Genomic DNA, 18,038 nt, shown 5'->3' with positions numbered 1-18,038 from the left:
AGAGGAAAATAGATGATAACTCAAAATACGAAAAATTTCATGGTAATTGCAGCTTTTATGATGGCAATAACAATTGCAATAGGAGCATTTGGAGCACATGGTTTAAAGCCATATTTGGATGAATATTCATCAGAAATTTATGAAAAGGCAGTTTCCTATCAGTTTTATAATGCTTTAGGATTATTTTTCATCTCTTTTGTATCTTTTCTCCTTCCTCGATCATCTAAAATAGTTAAATCATTTTATTTGATATTAATAGGAACAATGATTTTTTCTTTTTCTTTATATACTTTAGCTTTAACAAAAATAATGTGGCTTGGTGCTATAACACCTATTGGTGGGTCTTTAATGATTATTGGATGGATCTTGCTAGGATATATTATTTTTAAAGAGTTAAAGATAGATGATTAAAGTTAATTTGGTATAATTCGGTTATTTTAAGGATGCAAATTGAATAATTACGGTATTGATATTTGGGGTGATGATAACTTTATTATTGACAAAGGATTAGTTAAATTAAATTATAAAACAAATCCCTCTCTTTTAGAAATAGTAAAAAGTGTGAGAAAAGAGGGTAATACTGGTCCTTTAATTTTACGATTTCCTCATATAGTACAAAAACAAATAGATAAATTATATTCGACATTTAATGAAACTATTACAAGCTATGCGTATGATTCTAAATTTTATGCTGTTTTTCCTTTAAAAGTAAACCAGTTTCCAAATCATATTTTGCCGATGTTACAATCAAGTGCATCGTTAAATTATGGATTGGAAGCTGGTAGTAAGGCTGAATTATTATTAGCTATGTCGTATAATAATAAAAACTCGCCTATTACTGTAAATGGTTTTAAAGATAAACAGATGATAGTTTTAGGTTTTATAGCCAAAAATCAAGGTCATGATATCACTTTAACTATTGAGGGTTTGAATGAATTAGAAACTATTATTGAAGTATATCAAGAACTTAATCTTCCTTGTCCAAATATAGGACTAAGAGTAAGGTTGCATAGTTCAGGTAGTGGAACATGGGCGAAAAGTGGAGGTATCAATTCTAAGTTTGGTTTGAGTTCTATGGAGATTTTACAAGCATTTGAGATGTTACAAAAATATAATTTGACCAATGCTTTAAAAATGATACATTTCCATATTGGTTCAGATATGAATAGTATAAGTCCTTTAAAGAAAGCACTTAAAGAATCTGGACATATTTATGTAGAGTTAAAAAAAATGGGTGCAGATGGTCTTGATTCGATTAATATTGGTGGAGGTTTAGCAATTGAGTATTCTCAATTTAATAGAAATATCCAATATAGTTTAAAAGAGTTTTCAAATGATGTTGTATTTACACTTAAAGATATAAGTGAAAAAAATGGTGTAAAACCACCAAATATTTTTACTGAATCAGGTAGATTTATAGCATCACCAGGTTCTGTACTAATCGCACCTACTTTAGAACTTTTTTCAAGTGAATACAATCATTCAAATATCCGCTTAAAAGAAAAAAATCCACCAATCATAGAAGAGTTGTATTTTTTATACAATGATATAACAAAAGATAATGCAAAAGAATATATGCATGATAGTTTGGAGCATTTAGAGTCTATTTTGACACTATTTGATTTGGGATATGTTGACTTAACAGATAGAAGTAATGCTGAAGTTTTAACAAATCTTATTATAAAAAAAGCTATAAAGTTAAAAGATACAAAAAATGATAGAGAACTCAAAATTTTAGATGATAAAATTCAAGAAAAATATCTTTTAAATTTTTCAATTTTCCAATCACTTCCTGATTTTTGGGGTATTGATCAAGAATTTCCTATTATGCCTTTAACACATTTAGATAAAGATGCAACAAGAAGTGCTAATATCTGGGATATTACTTGTGATAGTGATGGTGAAATTCCATTCAAAGCAAATAAGCCATTGTATCTACATGATGTTGATTTAGCCAAAGAGGAATATTTTTTAGGTTTCTTTTTAGTTGGAGCTTATCAAGATACTTTAGGGATGAAGCATAATCTTTTTAGTTCTCCATCTCAAGTAAATATTATATTTACAAATGACGAAATGAAAGTTGAGTCTTTCATAAAATCACAAAGTATTTTAGATATTTTTGAAGATTTAGATTATGATACTACTGAAATTGTAGATAAGCTTTTAAGTACTACGAATGATAATGATTTGAAAGAAAAGTTAGAAGAATATTTAGAAGATAATAGTTATCTTAAAACAACACAAATAGAGGAGAGAAGTTCAATATGACTTTATGGAGTTCGATTAAAGAGGATTTTTCATTACCTAAAAAAAATGACCCAGCATTACAATCACAATTAGAATTAATTTTTAACTATCCTGGGGTTTGGGCTATTATAAATTATAGAGTTGCAAATAGCCTTTATAGAAAAGGTTTTAAGAGAGTTGCAAGATTTATAAGTGGAATTAGTCAACTCTTAACAAATACTGATATTCATCCTGCTGCAACAATAGGTCGGCGTGTTTTTATTGACCATGGTTTTGGTGTGGTTATAGGAGAAACAACTATCATTGGTGATGATGTTCTTATCTATCAAGGTGTTACTCTAGGTGGGGTAAGTTTAAGTCAAGGAAAGAGGCATCCAACTATTGAAAATAACACTGTTATAGGGAGTGGGGCAAAGGTTTTAGGAAATATTATCATTGGTGAAAATTGTAAAATAGGTGCAAATTCTGTGGTAGTAAAAGATGTTCCTTGTAGTTCAACAGCTGTTGGTATTCCTGCTAGAATTATCAAAAGAAAAGATAAAGATTGCACTGAAAGTTCTCTTTTAGATCACAATAATTTACCAGATGTATCAAAAGAGATGTTTTCATATCTTTTGAAAAGAGTTGCTGTTTTAGAACATGCACTTAAAAAGTATGATGGAATTGATGTCTCAAGTGAAGATGCAGAATTAGAATCTATTTATGAAAATTTTATTGATGCGATGGAAAGTAAAGAGTAGTTGTAACTTATGGAATTGATATTTTTAGGTATTATTACAGGATTTGTTTCAGGCTTTTTTGGAGTAGGTGGAGGTATGATTCTTGTACCGATGCTTTTGCTTTATGGTTTTGATATGAAAAGTGCTGTTGCTATATCTATTATGCAGATGGTTTTTAGTTCAACTTATGGAACCTTGCTAAATTATAAAAAAAATAAAACTCTTTTAAAAGATGGTATTATCATTGGCATTGGTGGGTTTTTAGGTGGAAGTTTAAGTGGGTTTATAGTTCCTAATATTGATGGACAATATCTCAAATATCTTTTTTTATTTATTATTATTTTAGGTATTATTACCATTTATATCAGCCCTGTAGAACATAGTAAAGTTGTAAAAAAACATAATAAATTTCCTCTTTTAGTTCTTGGGTTTTTTATTGGTATTATCGCTATGAGTATTGGAGTTGGTGGTTCAGTGATGTTAACACCAATTTTAGTAGGTTTTATGTACTATAAATTAAAAGACGCTGCATCTTTAGGACTCTTTTTTGTTATTTTTAGTTCTATTGCAGGTTTTGTAAGTTTAAGCTCAAATGGACATATGCTTTTCAATGAAGGATTTATAGTAGGTCTTGCTTCATTATTTGGTGTGTTTATTGGTATTCAAATCAAACAAAAAATACAAATAAAATCATACAAGAATCTTACTTTGGGCTTGTATTTAGTAATTATTGTATCTTTATTATTTAAATTATAAGAGTGTCGATTTTATGATTTCTTTCTAAGATAGAGATAACACTATCAATTGTAATATTTTTGCAATATAAAGCATTACAATCTATAGATTTTATTTTATAGAATATCTCATCGTCACTTAAACCTAATGTATCTAAAATTTGTATATCTCCGTAACTATAATACTCTTTAAGATAATCAATTTCAATGCGAGCAATATCATTATCTTGATTTGCTAAAATAAAGCGGTTTGTTTGTCCATAAGGTACTATTTGTTTACTTTTGTTTAAAAAAACAGGTTTGAATAGATTGAAGTTATTCAACTTTTTTAAATCTAATTGATAATTAAAAAGCTCCAATTGTTGCAGTAAATCATTAATATACACAGTTGGAAGTTTTATCTTATCAAAAAATTTATCTTTATGTGAAAATGATGTTTCAAATAATGAATGGCTTGTTAGATTTAATATATTAAACTGCTCATTTTCCAATATCATAACATCTCCACTTATTGCATTTAGAAGTTCTAAATCTGTTCCAAAAATCAATTTCTCACTCTCTAGTGAGTTAAGAATCTCAAAATCTTTTACAAGGTCATTTTGAAGTAAAATTACATTAGCTAGCTCTTTATTTTTAAATATATTTAATAAGTTAAAAAAGATTTTATTTGTTTTAATAAATTTATTTTTATGTTCTAAAAGTTTATATCTAAGTATATTTGATACTGATTTTAAAAAATCTTCAACTTGTATCCATGCTATCTCATTGTCTAAAATATCTGGAGTGAAGTCTGTAATAATTGCAAAAGCACCTTTAGAGATAGCTTCTTCTATATCTGACTGGTTTTGTGCAAAAAATGCATCACCTTCATTGATTTTTTTTATATTTGTATGTGTTTGTGTGATAAATGATATTGAAGGGGAGTTTAGAAGTCTCCCCTCAACGATATCAGTTAGTGCTGATATTTGCATAGATAACTTAGCTTACTTTTGTACCAGCAACTTTAGAAGTTTCTGGTCGTAATAAAGATAAACCATTCTCATCTTTTGCTGCTAAAAGCATACCTTCACTTAACATACCCATTAGTTTTGCAGGTTTTAAGTTTGATACTACACAAGCTTGTGTTCCTACTAACGATTCTGCAGAATAAAATTCTTTGATACCTGCTAAGATTTGTCTATTGTTTTCTTCTCCTACATCTACTTGTAGTTTTAATAACTTCTTAGATTTAGGTACTTCTTCTGCTTCTACAATTGTACCTATTTTTAAAGAAGTTTCAAAAAACTGATCGATAGTAATGATATTGTCTTCTTCAGAAGTAGATTCTTTTTTCTGTGCTTCTTTTCTTGGCTTTTCTACAACTGTTTCTGCTTTTTGAACTTCAGCTGTTGCTATTAATTCTTCTTCAATTCTAGGGAATAGGGCATCAATTTTAGTAATAACTGTATCTGCAACGATACCTTTTTCTATAATAAGAGCTTTGTATGAAGCATTATCTACTGTAATACCTAAAGATTTTGCGATTTGAGCAATCTTTTCTGGCATAACAGAGTCTAACATAATCGAAACTTTTGACATAATATTTACAATAAGAGCAACTAAAGCCATAGCTTCCTCTTCTCTGCCATTTTTCATCATAGCCCATGGTTCATAATCTCCAATTGCTTTATTTGCAATAGTTAATACTTTCCATAATTCTTCTAAGTATCTATTGATTTGCATATTATAAATTAAAGGTTCTGCATTTTTTATAAGTTCATGTGCTTCATCTAACTCTTTTTGATGATATTTTTCTACATCTTTACTTGTAACTTTAAAGTCAAAGTATTTTCCACTCATACCTTGGATTCTATTTAATAAATTTCCTAAGTCATTTCCTAAATCAGAATTAATTCTATCCATTAAAGCTCGTTGAGAAAAATCTCCATCTTGACCAAATGGTACTTCTCTTAACATGAAATATCTAAATGCATCTAAACCATAAGCATCGGCTATCTCTTTAGGATCTACTACATTTCCTTTTGATTTTGACATCTTTTCACCATCTCTAGTCCACCAACCGTGAGCAGCAATATGATCAGGAAGAGGTAACTCTAAAGACATTAAAAATGCAGGCCAAAAAATAGCATGAAATCTTAAAATATCTTTTCCAACTAAGTGTACTTTACCTGGCCAAAATTCCATATTTTTTTCATCTGTTCCATATCCTAAAGCAGTGATATAGTTCATAAGAGCATCCATCCATACATACATAACATGTTTGTCGTCGTTCATTGAGTCTGGAAGTTTAACACCCCAATCAAATGATGTACGAGAGATAGATAAGTCATGTAGTCCAGCTTTAACAAAGTTTACAATCTCTTTTGCTTTTGCTTTTGGTAAAATAAACTCTGGATTATTTTCGTATAATGCAAGTAATTTATCTTCATAATTTGACAATCTAAAGAAGTAACTTTCCTCTTTTACTATTGTAGTAGGTCTTCCACAGTCTGGACAACCTTCGTTGTCTATTAGTTGTGCATCTGTAAAAAATGTTTCACAACTCACACAGTAATTACCTTCATAGTTTCCTTTGTAGATATCTCCCTTATCAAACATTTTTTGAAATGCTTTTTGAACACCAATTTTATGATATTCATCTGTTGTTCTGATAAATTTATCATAAGATATATCGAAATCATCCCATAAGTTTTTGAACTTGCCACTTATCTCATCTGCATATTCTTTTGGAGATTTATTTCTAACTGCTGCACTATCTGCAATCTTTTGACCGTGTTCATCAGTACCTGTTAAAAAAAATGTATCATACCCTGCTAATCTACTATATCTAGCTAACATATCTGCAATAATTGTTGTGTAAGCGTGACCTATATGTGCTACATCATTTACATAATAGATGGGTGTTGTTATATATACTTTTTTACATGAATCTGACATTTTTTTTCCTTGAGTCTATATTATATTTATTCGCGATTATATCTAAAAAATGCTGAATACGATTTTATAAAAGGTAAAGTGAAAGTTTGAATTGTATTAAAAATAATGAATGGGTTATAAAATAGGAGAAATAAAAGGTAGAAAAACTACCTTTTATTGTTCTGGAACATAGATTAATAAATCGTTTGTTAAATTTTCCATAAGATATGAAGTTGTTGAACCATACAGAAATGCTGATGTGTTATTTACACCTTTTGAACCTAAAACAATCAAATCAGGTTTATGTGTTTCTGCATAGCTTAATAATGCACTACTTACACCCGCTTCTGTTTCGATAGCTTCAATCTCTTTTACATTATATGTATCTGAAAATATATTTAACTTTTCTTTTTCTTTATTTTGAATATCTGTATGTATTTTATCTTTTTGATCAAACTTATTATAGTATTTTAATGTAAGTTCACTCATTTGATTGTACACATAGATAGTTTGGATAGCATCTTTTTTGAAAAAATCTTTAGCAAATTTTAAACTAGCATACGATATTTCAGATAGGTCGCTAAATGATACAATGTTATTATATTCCTTAACAGAATCACTTTTTACAATAATAATTGGCATTTTACTATTTTGTGCAATTTTGTGTGCTGTTGAACCTAATAGAGTTATATCTTTATTTTCTTTATCATTTGCACCAATTATTATCAAACAAGCATCTAATTTTTTTGCTGTTTCTACAACTAATGTTGAAGCACTTTCTTTATCAATGAGAATTGAATATTCAATATCTTTTGTATCTATTAGTTCAATAATTTCTTCAATATTTTTTCTTGTCTGAGTCTGTAACTCTTCTAAGTTTGATGATGAGAAAAGTTCTGTAAACCAACTTGTATTGATAGCATGAACAATAGTAACTTTTGCATCACTCTCTTTTGCTAATAAAAAAGCTCTTTGTAAAACAGATATACTTGTTTTTGATATATCTAAACCTACCACAATATTGTTAAATTTTTTCATAATATACTTCCCTTAATAATTTAAAAGAGAATTGTAACTATTAAATCTTGTTTTGTCAATGGTTTCGTAGGTTATTATTTTTCTAAAAAAGTTTCTATCTCTTTTGATATGATATCTACACTTTTTGTAGCATCAATAATTAACAAATCAATGGTTTTTTCACCCATTGTATTTATCATATTTATAGCATCGATCATTCTTTGTTGAATATTTAATAAATAATTACTTCCCCTTTTTTCAATACTATCTTGCTCTTTTTGACTAAGTCTAAACTCAAGTTCCTCTTTTGAAAGTTCTAAAATAATTATCTTATCCGGCATAGCTCCATTTAAAGCCATGATATTTAATGAAATTGCAATCTCTAAAGGAGCAGTTTTAGCATAGGCTATTCCACTTAAAAAACCTCTATCACTAATAAGTATATTATCATCTTTAAGTTTTTTAACGACTTGAAAACTGTGTTCTGCACGATCTGCTAAAAAAAGAAACATCTCTGCTACTTTTGATTTTGCTTCGCCAGATAAAACCATCTCTCTAAGTTTTAAACCTAATTCTGTACCACCTGGTTCTTTAGTAAAAATAGCTTCCGGATACTTTTGTTTTAGTATCTCTAGTTGTGTTGATTTTCCAGCTGTGTCAATACCTTCTAATAATACATACATATATTTAATTTCCTTTTTTTATAAGATCGATTACTTCATGTGGAACTAAATGACTAAAGTCCCCCTCAAAACGGATAAGCTCTCTTACTATAGATGAACTCACAAAAGCATTTTCTAATGCGGGCATTAAAAAAATAGTATCTATCTCCGCATCTAATGAGTGATTTGCATAAGACATTTGAAGCTCATATTCGAAATCTGTAGTAGTTCTTAAACCCCTAATAATACTATACACATTTTCTTTTTGTGCAAAGTCTACAATTAAACTGTCAAAAGACTTAGCAGAAACACCTTTTATATCTTTTGTAGCTTCTTGTATAATCTTTAATCGTGTATTTATATTAAACATAGGTTGTTTTGCTGCAGAAGTTGCAACGGCTAGTATAACTTCATCGTATACTTTTAAGGCCCTTTTTAATATATCTATATGTCCGTTTGTAATGGGATCAAATGTTCCACTATAAATTGCTTTTTTATTTTTAGCCATATTATTTTTTTCCTTCCCATCTCTTGTATAGGTTATGTTCAATATGGAGTAAATCAAACCATTTACCAATTATAAAATTTTCCATATCATCTAAAGTTTGTTGTTCACTATAGTACCCAAGGACTGGTGGGGCTATATTTACATTCAAAGTGGAAAGTTTACTCATATTTTCTAATTGAATAGAATTAAATGGCATCTCTCTTGGTGCTAAGACAATGTTTCTTTTTTCTTTAAGCATAACACCAAATACTCTTGTTATAAGTGTATCTGATATACCTACACTGCATTTAGCCAATGTATTCATACTACAAGGTACTATGATATATCCATCTGTTTGAAATGAACCTGATGAAACTGGTGCAGCTAAATTGTTATCATCTAGATAAGTAACATTATCCAATAAAGAATATTTTTGGTTTTCTTCTAGTTGTAATGTTTTTTTAGCAGCACTAGAAACAATTGCAAATACCTCAATATCGTTAGGAATAAGACTTAAAAATTTAAATCCCAATTGTGTTCCTGATGCACCTGTTATGCCTACTATTATTTTCAAATTTTAACCTTTTAATAAAAAAATTATTTTATCAAAAAATCACTTTTATACATATTCTAATTAATTTATATACCAATTCTTAATATTAGATTAAGGAATTGTAGTGTAACATTCTGTATAACAAATAAAGTTAAAACAAATGAAATTGTAATATATTTAAACTAAATTTATACAAAATATATAATAAGGTAAAATAATGAAAAAAGTAGCAAGTTTTATAAGAGTTAATAAAAACAATCATGAATATACAAATAATCAAGCACAAGGGATAGCAAAATATATTAAAGAAAATAATTTTCAGTTAGAAAAAAATATAGAAGTTGAAGTAAATGTTCCGAATGAAGAGGAAAATATTCATAAGATTTTAGAAACATGTAAAAATGGATGCACTGTTATTGTATATAATATTAATGTATTTGGAAGAACAACGGCTTTGATTTTATCAAATATTAAATACTTATTATCTCACGGTGTTAGAATTATTAGTGTAAAACAAAATCTAGACTTTGTTAGTAATGATGATATGTTGACCAAAATGATACTTGGTGTTATTGGTATGACTATTGATTTAGAAAAAGACCTGATGAGTCTTAGAACAAAAGAAGCATTAACTGCAAAAAAATTAGATGGTATAAGTTTAGGAAAACCAAAAGGTACTATTCAAAAATCAAAATTCGATTTACAAAGAGACAAAATTGAAGAGTTGTTAGCTGTTGGATTGAGTGTTAGAAAAATTGCAAAAGTGTTAGGATACAACAATCATATTGGTTTGAACAACTATGTTAAAAAAAGAAATATAAGAGAAGATCTTGTTACTCAAACAGAACATTCTTCACTAGCAAGCTAAAATTTGAATTTTTATCTCTTTAAATAGAAAATTAAAGATATTATTAAAGAAAAATAGGTTATAAATCCATTAAATTTAATTAGAGGAATATTAATATGTCATTAATGATAACAGATGAATGTATTGCATGCGATGCGTGTAGAGAAGAATGTCCAAACGAAGCTATTGAAGAGGGCGATCCGATATATATAATTGACTCTGATATGTGTACAGAGTGTGTGGGAAGTTTTGATGAACCACAATGTATAGAGGTTTGTCCTGTTGATTGTATTGTATTAGATCCAGATAACCAAGAAACTATGGAAGAGCTACAATTTAAATTTGACCAGTTAGAAAAAGAAGAATAAAATGGCAAAAATTACAACCATCATTGATATTGGTTCAAACTCTATGAGGATGGTTGTTTTTAAAAAAACAAGCCGTTTTGCTTTTCATTTAATAAATGAATCAAAATCAAAAGTAAAAATATCTGAGGGTTGTTATGAAAATAATGGCAATCTTCAACCTATCCCAATGCAAAGAGCTTTCGATGCATTAGAATCATTTTTAAAAATTGCTAAAAATTTAAAATCAAGAAAAATATTATGTGTTGCTACATCAGCCCTAAGAGATGCGCCAAATAAAAAAGAGTTTTTAACAAAAGTATCAAAAGAACTACAGTTAAATATAAAAGTTATAGATGGTGAAAAAGAAGCTTACTATGGTGGACTTGCTGCATTGAATTTAATTGATTGTGATGAGTTTACAACTGTTGATATTGGTGGTGGAAGTACAGAGTTTGCATTTGTAAAAAATGGTAAAATTACAAAAAGTGTTTCTTTAGATATAGGGACAGTTCGTATCAAAGAATTGTTCTTAAACAAAAATGATATCAAAGGTGCAAAGGATTATATTGTTTCACAACTTCAAAGTATTGAAGAGAAGTTACCAACTATTGTTGGACTTGGTGGAAGTGCAAGAGCATTAAGTCGTATTATTATTAAAAATGAAAAATATCCTTTAGACAGTTTACATGGCTTTGAATATAAGGCAAAAGAAAAAATACCATTTTTTAGAGATATCATTGAAGCATCTTCAAATAAAGAGCTTAAAAAACTAGGTGTTCAAAAAGATAGATATGACACAATCTCAAGTGGTACGATTATTTTTAAAATGATTTTAAAACATTTTGAGGTCAAAAAAGTAATTACTAGTGGTGTTGGTGTTCGAGAAGGTGTTTATCTTAGCGATATACTGAGAACTTCAAATTATAAATTTCCTGCAAATTTCAATGTAAGTATTAGAAGTTTGTTAGATAGATTTGTTGATGATGAGTCTATGAGTGGCTATTTGGGAAACAACGCACGAAATATTTTTGAAACTTTAAAACCTTTGCATAAGTTGGATGAAAAATATCGTTCAATTTTAGTGATAGCTTCTAAGTTAGAACAAATAGGGATCTCTTTAGATTTTGATAAAAATGAAGATCATGCTTTTTGGTATATTTTAAATGGTTTAAGTTATGGTTTTACTCATCAAGATAAAATACTGATTGCAACCATAGCGAAATTTACAAAAAAATCTTTACCAAAACAAAAAGATATAGAAGAGTTTAAATCTTTATTACCAGATTTGGAAATTGTAAGATGGCTAAACTATATGATGACATTGAATCTCTCTTTAAATAGTGAATATACGAAAACAAAGTATCAGTACACTTTAAATGAAAATCATCTTAAGATAACTTCTTCAAATTCTCAGTATCTTGTAAAAAAAGGATTAGAGAATATAAAAGCTCCTATAAACTTGCTTGTGGAATATAACTAGATGAATATTGAAAATGACAACAGTAGAATACTCAAAATATGCATTGTTAAACTCTCTGCTATGGGTGATATTATTCATGCTATGGTTGCTTTACAGTTTATCAAAAAACATCTCCCAAATGTTACTATTGATTGGATAGTGGAAGAAAGTTTTCAAGGTGTATTGGAAAACAATCCACACATCAATGAAATTTTACCTGTAAATTTAAAATCTATCAAAAAAAATAAATTAGAGTTTTTTAAACAAATAAAACTATTAAATCAGTATGCAAAAAATAATTATGATGTGGTACTTGATGCTCAAGGATTATTAAAATCTGCAATTGTATCAAAAATAGTTGGTGGAAGAATAATAGGAAGTATTATTTCTGGTTTTGATAAAGATTCTATAAGAGAAGGGATTGCTAGTTGGTTTTATGATAGAAAAGTTTCTATTGGTTATGATCAAAATGTAATAAAACGAAATCTGGAACTTATAGCTAAGTCATTGAATATAGAGATCAACGACAGTGATATTTTAAATAAAGAGAAATTTTTATTTACACAAAATGAGTTACAAGATCAAAGTGAAAGTATCATTTTTGTAGTTGGTGCTTCCAAAGAAAATAAAATATATCCAAAAGAGCATTTTTTAGAATTAGCACAATTACTTGGTGAAGAGATACTTGTAGTTTGGGGAAATGACTCTGAACTGAAAACTGCACAATGGTTAAGTTCTCAATCTAACTTTATAAAAACAGCTGCAAAAGGCAATCTTGATGATTTGAAAAATATTATTGCAAATGCAAAACTTGTAATAGGAGGAGATACGGGACCTACTCATATGGCATGGGCTTTAAATGTACCTTCGATTACAATTTTTGGAAATACTCCTGAATATAGAAACACTTATATAACAAATATAAATAAAGTAGTAAAATCAAATAGTAAAGTTGATCCTTTTGCTCTTGATAAAAATGATTTTTCCATTAAAGATATAAAAGTATCTGAAATCGTAAAAATTTCACAAGAATTGTTGAATGGTTGATTATCTACTATTTGTACTGTATAAAGTTTTTAAATTTACAGTTTTATTATTACCAAAGTTTCTTGTGAAAATATTTTTAGATGGATTAGCCTCTTTTTTATATTTGATAAATAAAGAGCATAAATATTACGCTAAAATAAATCTTGATATGGTATATGGAAATACGATTAGTGAAAAGAGAAAAAAAGAGATTATAAAAAATAGTTATAAAAATTTGATATATAATATTTATGAGTTTGTTGAAAATCAAACTTTAGATTTGAAAGGATTTGAATCTAAAATTACAATAGAAAACGAACACTATATCTTAGATGCTCTTAAAAATAAAAGAAAAATCATACTTATAACTGCACATTATGGTAACTGGGAATATGGGAATACTTTTATCCCTTTGAAATATGCACCAACCACAATGGTAGGTCGTCCTATGAATAACAAGTATTTAAATAAAGAACTTGATGCAACAAGAACTAAAAATAATACAGAGATGTTAACTAAAAGAGATGCAAGTAGGGGACTTGTAAAAGCCTTGAAAAATAACAGAATTTTAGGTTTGGTAATTGATCAGCATAATCGTTCAGGAATAGATGTTGATTTTTTAGGTCACAAGGTTAAACAAGCTGATTCTGCTTCAAGATTAGCTATAAAATTTGATGCGATTGTTTTACCATTATTTTTTACTATGGATAGTTTTGGAAAATACACAGCAACATTTTATCAGCCACTAGAACCAAAAGATTATGAAGGTGAGAATCAAATAGCAAACTTTACACAAGCTCAAGCAAATGTTATGCAAGAACATATATTGAAAAAACCAGATCAATGGTTGTGGCAACACAAAAGATTTAAAAAATATCATAAAGAGATGTATAAGAAGAAAATCAATGAATAATAAACCAAGATATAGTCTTTTCAAAAATACAAAATATGCACTTGATGGTTTTCTTCATGCTTTCAAAACAGAAAGTTCTTTTAAACTAGAACTGATAGCTGGAATTTTCATAATGATAGCTATTTATTATATTAATTTAGAGTTAGTATACAAATTAATTTTAATCGCTACTGCTTTTTTAGTACTGATAGTTGAACTCTTAAATAGTGCAGTTGAAAATGTTGTAGATCTTGTTACAAAAGAGATTCATCCTTTAGCAAAAAATGCTAAAGATATAGGATCGACAGCTGTTATGTTTACTATTGGCTTGCATTTATTGTGTTGGGGTGTTGTTTTATATAATTTTGCTTTTTAAATAAAATATCTTAGGAGTATTATGAATCAAAATAGGGTTACAGGAACAATTGGAATTTTCAAGAGGTTATTTTTAGTTTACGCATTGTTTTTAACAATAATGTTTATATTTAGGTTGACTTTTTTTAATTATTATTCTCCTTTAGAAAGCTATGATAATTTTGCATACGATATATTAAAAGCTTTTTTTCTTGGTTTTAGAATTGACTTAACTGTTATTGGATATATTCAAATTCTACCTACCATTTTAATTATTTTTGTTTACTATATCAATAAAGATATTATGTTCCATTATTTGAATAGATTTTTACTCTATTATCTTTTTTTATGCTTTATCTTTGTTTCTATAATATTCGGAGCAGACTTTGGATTTTATTCCTATTTTAAAGAGCATATAAATATTTTATTTTTTGGATTATTTGATGATGATACAAAAGCTCTGTTAATTACATTTTGGCAAAATTATAATGTGATTCTTATATTGTTTTTTGTTCTATTGTATTTTGGATTATTATTTTTTTTAATACGAAAAATCTTTAATATCTCATTGAATACAAAAAATAGAATTATAACTTTGCAGTTATCTATATTTTTGTTTATAACGCTTTTTTTACTAAATTTTTTAATTATTCGTGGTACATTTGGGATGTATCCTTTAGGAAAAATGATTCCAAATGTTTCAACAAATGATTTTATAAATAAAGTATCTCATAATGCTGTAAGATCACTTACTAGCGCGCTAAGCGTAAGAAAAAAATATTTATCAAGACAATATGATCTTTTAAAGGTAACTGGATATAAACATAATATAGAAGAAGCTTTTGAAGTGTATAAAGGGACAAAAGATATAAATAGAGAAAACCTCCTTAAAAACATCACTTTTAAAACTAATAAACCGGATACAAAAGAATACAATGTAGTTATAATTATGGTTGAAAGTTTTGGTATGCCTATTTTGAAGTATCAAAGTAAAGAGTTTGATATTTTGGGACACTTAAAAAAGCATTTTGAAAAAGATATATTATTAAAAAATATGATCTCTGCTGGAGATGGTACTATATCTAGTCTACAAGCTTTGTTACTCAATATTCCTCATAGACCAAACTCTTTTGCTTTTTCTCAGTCTGTTTATAAACAAACAAGTTTTAAATATAGCCCAGCATTTTTATATCAAGATTCAGGGTATGAAACAAATTTTATTTATGGTGGAGATCTTACATGGCGAAATTTGGGAGAGTTTATAAAACACCAAGGCTATGATAATATGGAAGGAAAAATGAATATTTTCAATAGTCTTAAAGATAAAACAAAAAGCGAAGATAATTATTTTCATCCGTGGGGAATATTTGATGAGTATTTGTACTCTCACATTATGAATAAACTACAAAATAGTAACAAAAAACAATTTATTATGGCACTTAGTACAAATAATCATCCACCATATAATATTCCAAGTGATTACAAATCAAAAAGTTTGATATATACAAAGGAACTGAAAAATCATATTACAGGAGACTTTGAATTAGCACAACAAAGATTTGCTTCGTACGCGTATGCATTAGATCAAGTTGGAATTTTTTTAGATAAGTTCAAAAATTCAAAATTTAAAGATGATACCATAGTAGTAGTAACAGCAGACAACAACACAGTAGATGGAATCATGAAATACGATGATAACCATTTATTAAACTCTAAAAATATTCCGCTATACTTCTATCTTCCAAAAGATTTAAAAGAAAAAATAGTAATCGATACAAAAGTGACAGGATCGCACAAAGATATTTTTCCTACTCTTTATAATTTAACATTATTCAACAAGGAGTATATATCAATAGGACATAATCTTTTTAATAATAGTGTGGAACACTATGGCTTTAATGGGTCACTAGTTGTTAGCTCAAAAAATAAAATAAAAAAATTTAAAAATTTAAATGAAACGGATAAAATGCTGGAATATTATAAAGCAAGTTTAGCAATATCAGAATTTTTGGTGAAACAATATTCTAAAAATGCTTCAACTCAAGGAAATAAAGAATGAAACAGTTTTTAAAACAATATTTACCATACTATAAAAACTATAAAAAACAATTCTTTTTTGCTATTATAGGTATGATTATGGTTTCAGCTGGAACAAGTGGAACAGCATATGTTATCAAACCAGTTCTTGATGATATCTTTATCAATAAAGATGAAACAATGCTTGCTATCTTACCATTTGTCGTTATTTTGTTATATGCAATGAAAGGTTTTGGAAAATATATTCAGACTTATTATATATCATATATCGGAACTGATATTATAAGAATAATAAAAGATAAGTTTTTATTTCATATTATGAAGTTAGATATAAAGTTTTTTCAAAATAAGCATGGTGGTGAATTGTTAAGTAGGGTGACAAATGATATCAATGCAATTCAAAGTGCAGTATCTTCTCAAATAGCTATACTAATAATGGAATCAATGACAATAGTAGGTTTAATCTTTGTCGTGATTTATCAAAGCCCAAAATTAGCCTTTTTCGGACTTATTGTTCTTCCTGTAATTATCTACCCTTTATCATTATTAGCTAAAAAAATGAAAAAAATTTCACATCAAACACAAAAAAAAGCATCTATATTGATGTCTATTTTAGGTGAGATATTTAATAATATTGAATTGATTATAGCAAATAATTCTCAAGTCAATCAAGCAGATAAATTTTCAAGAGAAAATAAAAAGATGTTTGGTATCGTGATGAAAGGTGTAAAAACAAATGCATTATTATCACCTTTTATGGAAATTGTTGGTTCTATTGCTGCTGCGAGTGTTATTATTGTTGGTGGTAAAGAGGTAATTGATGGTAATCTAACTGTTGGGGAATTTTTTTCTTTTATGACAGCTTTATTTATGTTATATACACCTATTAAACATATTGCAACAGTTTATAATAAATTTCAAAAGGCAATAGCAGCAAATGAAAGAATAAACGATGTATTTAATCAAAAAAATGAAATACATGGTGGTTCATTTGAATTAAATGAAAAAATAAATCATATAGTATTTGATAATATCTCATTGAAATATGGGGATAAGCTAGCCTTGAAGAATATAAATCTAGAAGCTAATGTTGGAGAAACAATAGCACTAGTTGGTGATAGTGGTGGGGGTAAAAGTTCACTAGTAAACTTATTGTTACGGTTTTATGAACAATCTGAAGGTGAAATAAAATTTAATAATATAAATTATAAAGAATTTACTTTTCAAAGTTTAAGAGATTCGATATCTATAGTAACCCAAAGAGTATATATTTTAAATGACACAGTTGCTGCTAATATTACATTTGGAGATGAATATAACGAGAAAAAGGTTAAAGAAGTTCTAAAAAAAGCGTATGCATTAGAATTTGTAGAGAAAATGGAAAATGGTATAGATACTATTCTAAACGAGTTTGGAGCAAATCTAAGCGGAGGTCAACGACAAAGAATAGCAATAGCAAGAGCACTATATAAGGATCCAAATATATTAATATTTGATGAAGCTACTTCAGCACTTGATAATGAATCAGAGTCTATCATTACACAAGTATTGGAAGAGATTTCAAAAGATAAGATAACTTTTGTGATAGCACATAGGTTGAGTACTATTAAAAATGCTGATAAAATTGCGGTTTTTAAAGCAGGTGAAATAGTGTGTAGTGGGAGCGAAAAAGAATTGTTAGAAAACTGTTCTGAATATAGGCGATTATCTGGTTCTATATCTTGATAGAATATGAATTAAG

The 18,038-nt window shown here is 27.9% G+C and carries 18 protein-coding genes; 12 read left to right on the top strand and 6 right to left on the bottom strand.

Features of this window, described 5'->3' with window-relative positions; translation table 11 throughout:
• The first annotated feature begins 12 nt into the window (after positions 1 to 12).
• The 4 genes from ACMCMH_RS00465 to ACMCMH_RS00450 are packed head-to-tail and all read left to right on the top strand — an operon-like array spanning position 13 to position 3,722.
• The gene (locus tag ACMCMH_RS00465) at positions 13 to 411 is read left to right on the top strand and encodes a DUF423 domain-containing protein (protein WP_412725995.1); all 399 of its coding nucleotides are present in this window, start codon (positions 13 to 15) and stop codon (positions 409 to 411) included.
• 39 nt (positions 412 to 450) lie between these two features.
• Positions 451 to 2,268, top strand: a complete 1,818-nt coding sequence (gene speA, locus ACMCMH_RS00460; protein WP_412725993.1) for a biosynthetic arginine decarboxylase — start codon at positions 451 to 453, stop codon at positions 2,266 to 2,268.
• Positions 2,265 to 2,987 carry a serine O-acetyltransferase gene (gene cysE / locus ACMCMH_RS00455; RefSeq protein ID WP_412725991.1) on the top strand — a complete coding sequence of 241 codons (723 nt, stop codon included), beginning with the start codon at positions 2,265 to 2,267 and terminating at the stop codon, positions 2,985 to 2,987. The genes speA and cysE overlap by 4 nt, the downstream gene beginning before the upstream one ends.
• 9 nt (positions 2,988 to 2,996) lie before the next feature.
• Entirely contained in the window at positions 2,997 to 3,722 is a 726-nt protein-coding gene (locus ACMCMH_RS00450; RefSeq protein ID WP_412725989.1) for a sulfite exporter TauE/SafE family protein, read from the top strand.
• Here ACMCMH_RS00450 and ACMCMH_RS00445 read toward each other — a convergent pair.
• From ACMCMH_RS00445 to ACMCMH_RS00420, 6 genes are all read right to left on the bottom strand, one after another.
• On the bottom strand, positions 3,712 to 4,671 hold the full coding sequence (locus ACMCMH_RS00445) for a hypothetical protein (protein ID WP_412725987.1): 960 nt from the start codon (positions 4,669 to 4,671) through the stop codon (positions 3,712 to 3,714). The genes ACMCMH_RS00450 and ACMCMH_RS00445 overlap by 11 nt on opposite strands.
• Before the next feature lie 7 nt (positions 4,672 to 4,678).
• Complete coding sequence (gene metG, locus ACMCMH_RS00440; protein ID WP_412725985.1) at positions 4,679 to 6,637, bottom strand: methionine--tRNA ligase; 1,959 nt, start codon at positions 6,635 to 6,637, stop codon at positions 4,679 to 4,681.
• Positions 6,638 to 6,790: 153 nt separating this feature from the next.
• Complete coding sequence (locus ACMCMH_RS00435) at positions 6,791 to 7,654, bottom strand: universal stress protein (protein ID WP_412725983.1); 864 nt, start codon at positions 7,652 to 7,654, stop codon at positions 6,791 to 6,793.
• Positions 7,655 to 7,728: 74 nt separating this feature from the next.
• The gene (tmk, locus tag ACMCMH_RS00430; RefSeq protein WP_412725981.1) at positions 7,729 to 8,316 is read right to left on the bottom strand and encodes a dTMP kinase; all 588 of its coding nucleotides are present in this window, start codon (positions 8,314 to 8,316) and stop codon (positions 7,729 to 7,731) included.
• A 4-nt stretch (positions 8,317 to 8,320) separates the two neighbouring features.
• Positions 8,321 to 8,803 (bottom strand): pantetheine-phosphate adenylyltransferase, encoded by a 483-nt coding sequence (coaD, locus tag ACMCMH_RS00425; RefSeq protein WP_412725979.1) that lies wholly within the window; start codon positions 8,801 to 8,803, stop codon positions 8,321 to 8,323.
• Between the two features lies 1 nt (position 8,804).
• On the bottom strand, positions 8,805 to 9,356 hold the full coding sequence (locus ACMCMH_RS00420; protein ID WP_412725977.1) for a UbiX family flavin prenyltransferase: 552 nt from the start codon (positions 9,354 to 9,356) through the stop codon (positions 8,805 to 8,807).
• A 196-nt stretch (positions 9,357 to 9,552) separates the two neighbouring features.
• Here ACMCMH_RS00420 and ACMCMH_RS00415 point away from each other — a divergent pair, with 196 nt between their 5' ends.
• The 8 genes from ACMCMH_RS00415 (at position 9,553) to ACMCMH_RS00380 (ending at position 18,022) form a co-directional block, all read left to right on the top strand.
• Entirely contained in the window at positions 9,553 to 10,203 is a 651-nt protein-coding gene (locus tag ACMCMH_RS00415; RefSeq protein WP_412725975.1) for a recombinase family protein, read from the top strand.
• Between the two features lie 95 nt (positions 10,204 to 10,298).
• The gene (locus tag ACMCMH_RS00410) at positions 10,299 to 10,550 is read left to right on the top strand and encodes a YfhL family 4Fe-4S dicluster ferredoxin (RefSeq protein ID WP_412725973.1); all 252 of its coding nucleotides are present in this window, start codon (positions 10,299 to 10,301) and stop codon (positions 10,548 to 10,550) included.
• Between the two features lies 1 nt (position 10,551).
• On the top strand, positions 10,552 to 12,009 hold the full coding sequence (locus ACMCMH_RS00405) for a Ppx/GppA family phosphatase (RefSeq protein ID WP_412725971.1): 1,458 nt from the start codon (positions 10,552 to 10,554) through the stop codon (positions 12,007 to 12,009).
• Positions 12,010 to 13,035, top strand: a complete 1,026-nt coding sequence (waaC, locus tag ACMCMH_RS00400) for a lipopolysaccharide heptosyltransferase I (RefSeq protein ID WP_412725969.1) — start codon at positions 12,010 to 12,012, stop codon at positions 13,033 to 13,035.
• Complete coding sequence (locus ACMCMH_RS00395) at positions 13,028 to 13,927, top strand: lipid A biosynthesis lauroyl acyltransferase (protein ID WP_412725967.1); 900 nt, start codon at positions 13,028 to 13,030, stop codon at positions 13,925 to 13,927. The genes waaC and ACMCMH_RS00395 overlap by 8 nt, the downstream gene beginning before the upstream one ends.
• A complete protein-coding gene (locus ACMCMH_RS00390) occupies positions 13,920 to 14,282 on the top strand; it encodes a diacylglycerol kinase (protein WP_412725965.1) in 363 nt (120 codons plus the stop codon). The genes ACMCMH_RS00395 and ACMCMH_RS00390 overlap by 8 nt, the downstream gene beginning before the upstream one ends.
• Positions 14,283 to 14,303: 21 nt before the next feature.
• Positions 14,304 to 16,319 carry an LTA synthase family protein gene (locus ACMCMH_RS00385; protein ID WP_412725963.1) on the top strand — a complete coding sequence of 672 codons (2,016 nt, stop codon included), beginning with the start codon at positions 14,304 to 14,306 and terminating at the stop codon, positions 16,317 to 16,319.
• Positions 16,316 to 18,022, top strand: a complete 1,707-nt coding sequence (locus tag ACMCMH_RS00380) for an ABC transporter ATP-binding protein (RefSeq protein ID WP_412725961.1) — start codon at positions 16,316 to 16,318, stop codon at positions 18,020 to 18,022. The genes ACMCMH_RS00385 and ACMCMH_RS00380 overlap by 4 nt, the downstream gene beginning before the upstream one ends.
• Positions 18,023 to 18,038: the final 16 nt, after the last annotated feature.

This window comes from Arcobacter sp. 15-2, from assembly GCF_047159865.1.
Classification (GTDB): domain Bacteria; phylum Campylobacterota; class Campylobacteria; order Campylobacterales; family Arcobacteraceae; genus JAIOSF01.
Note: the sequence above shows the minus strand (reverse complement) of the source record. Positions and strands in the feature narration are given on the sequence as shown.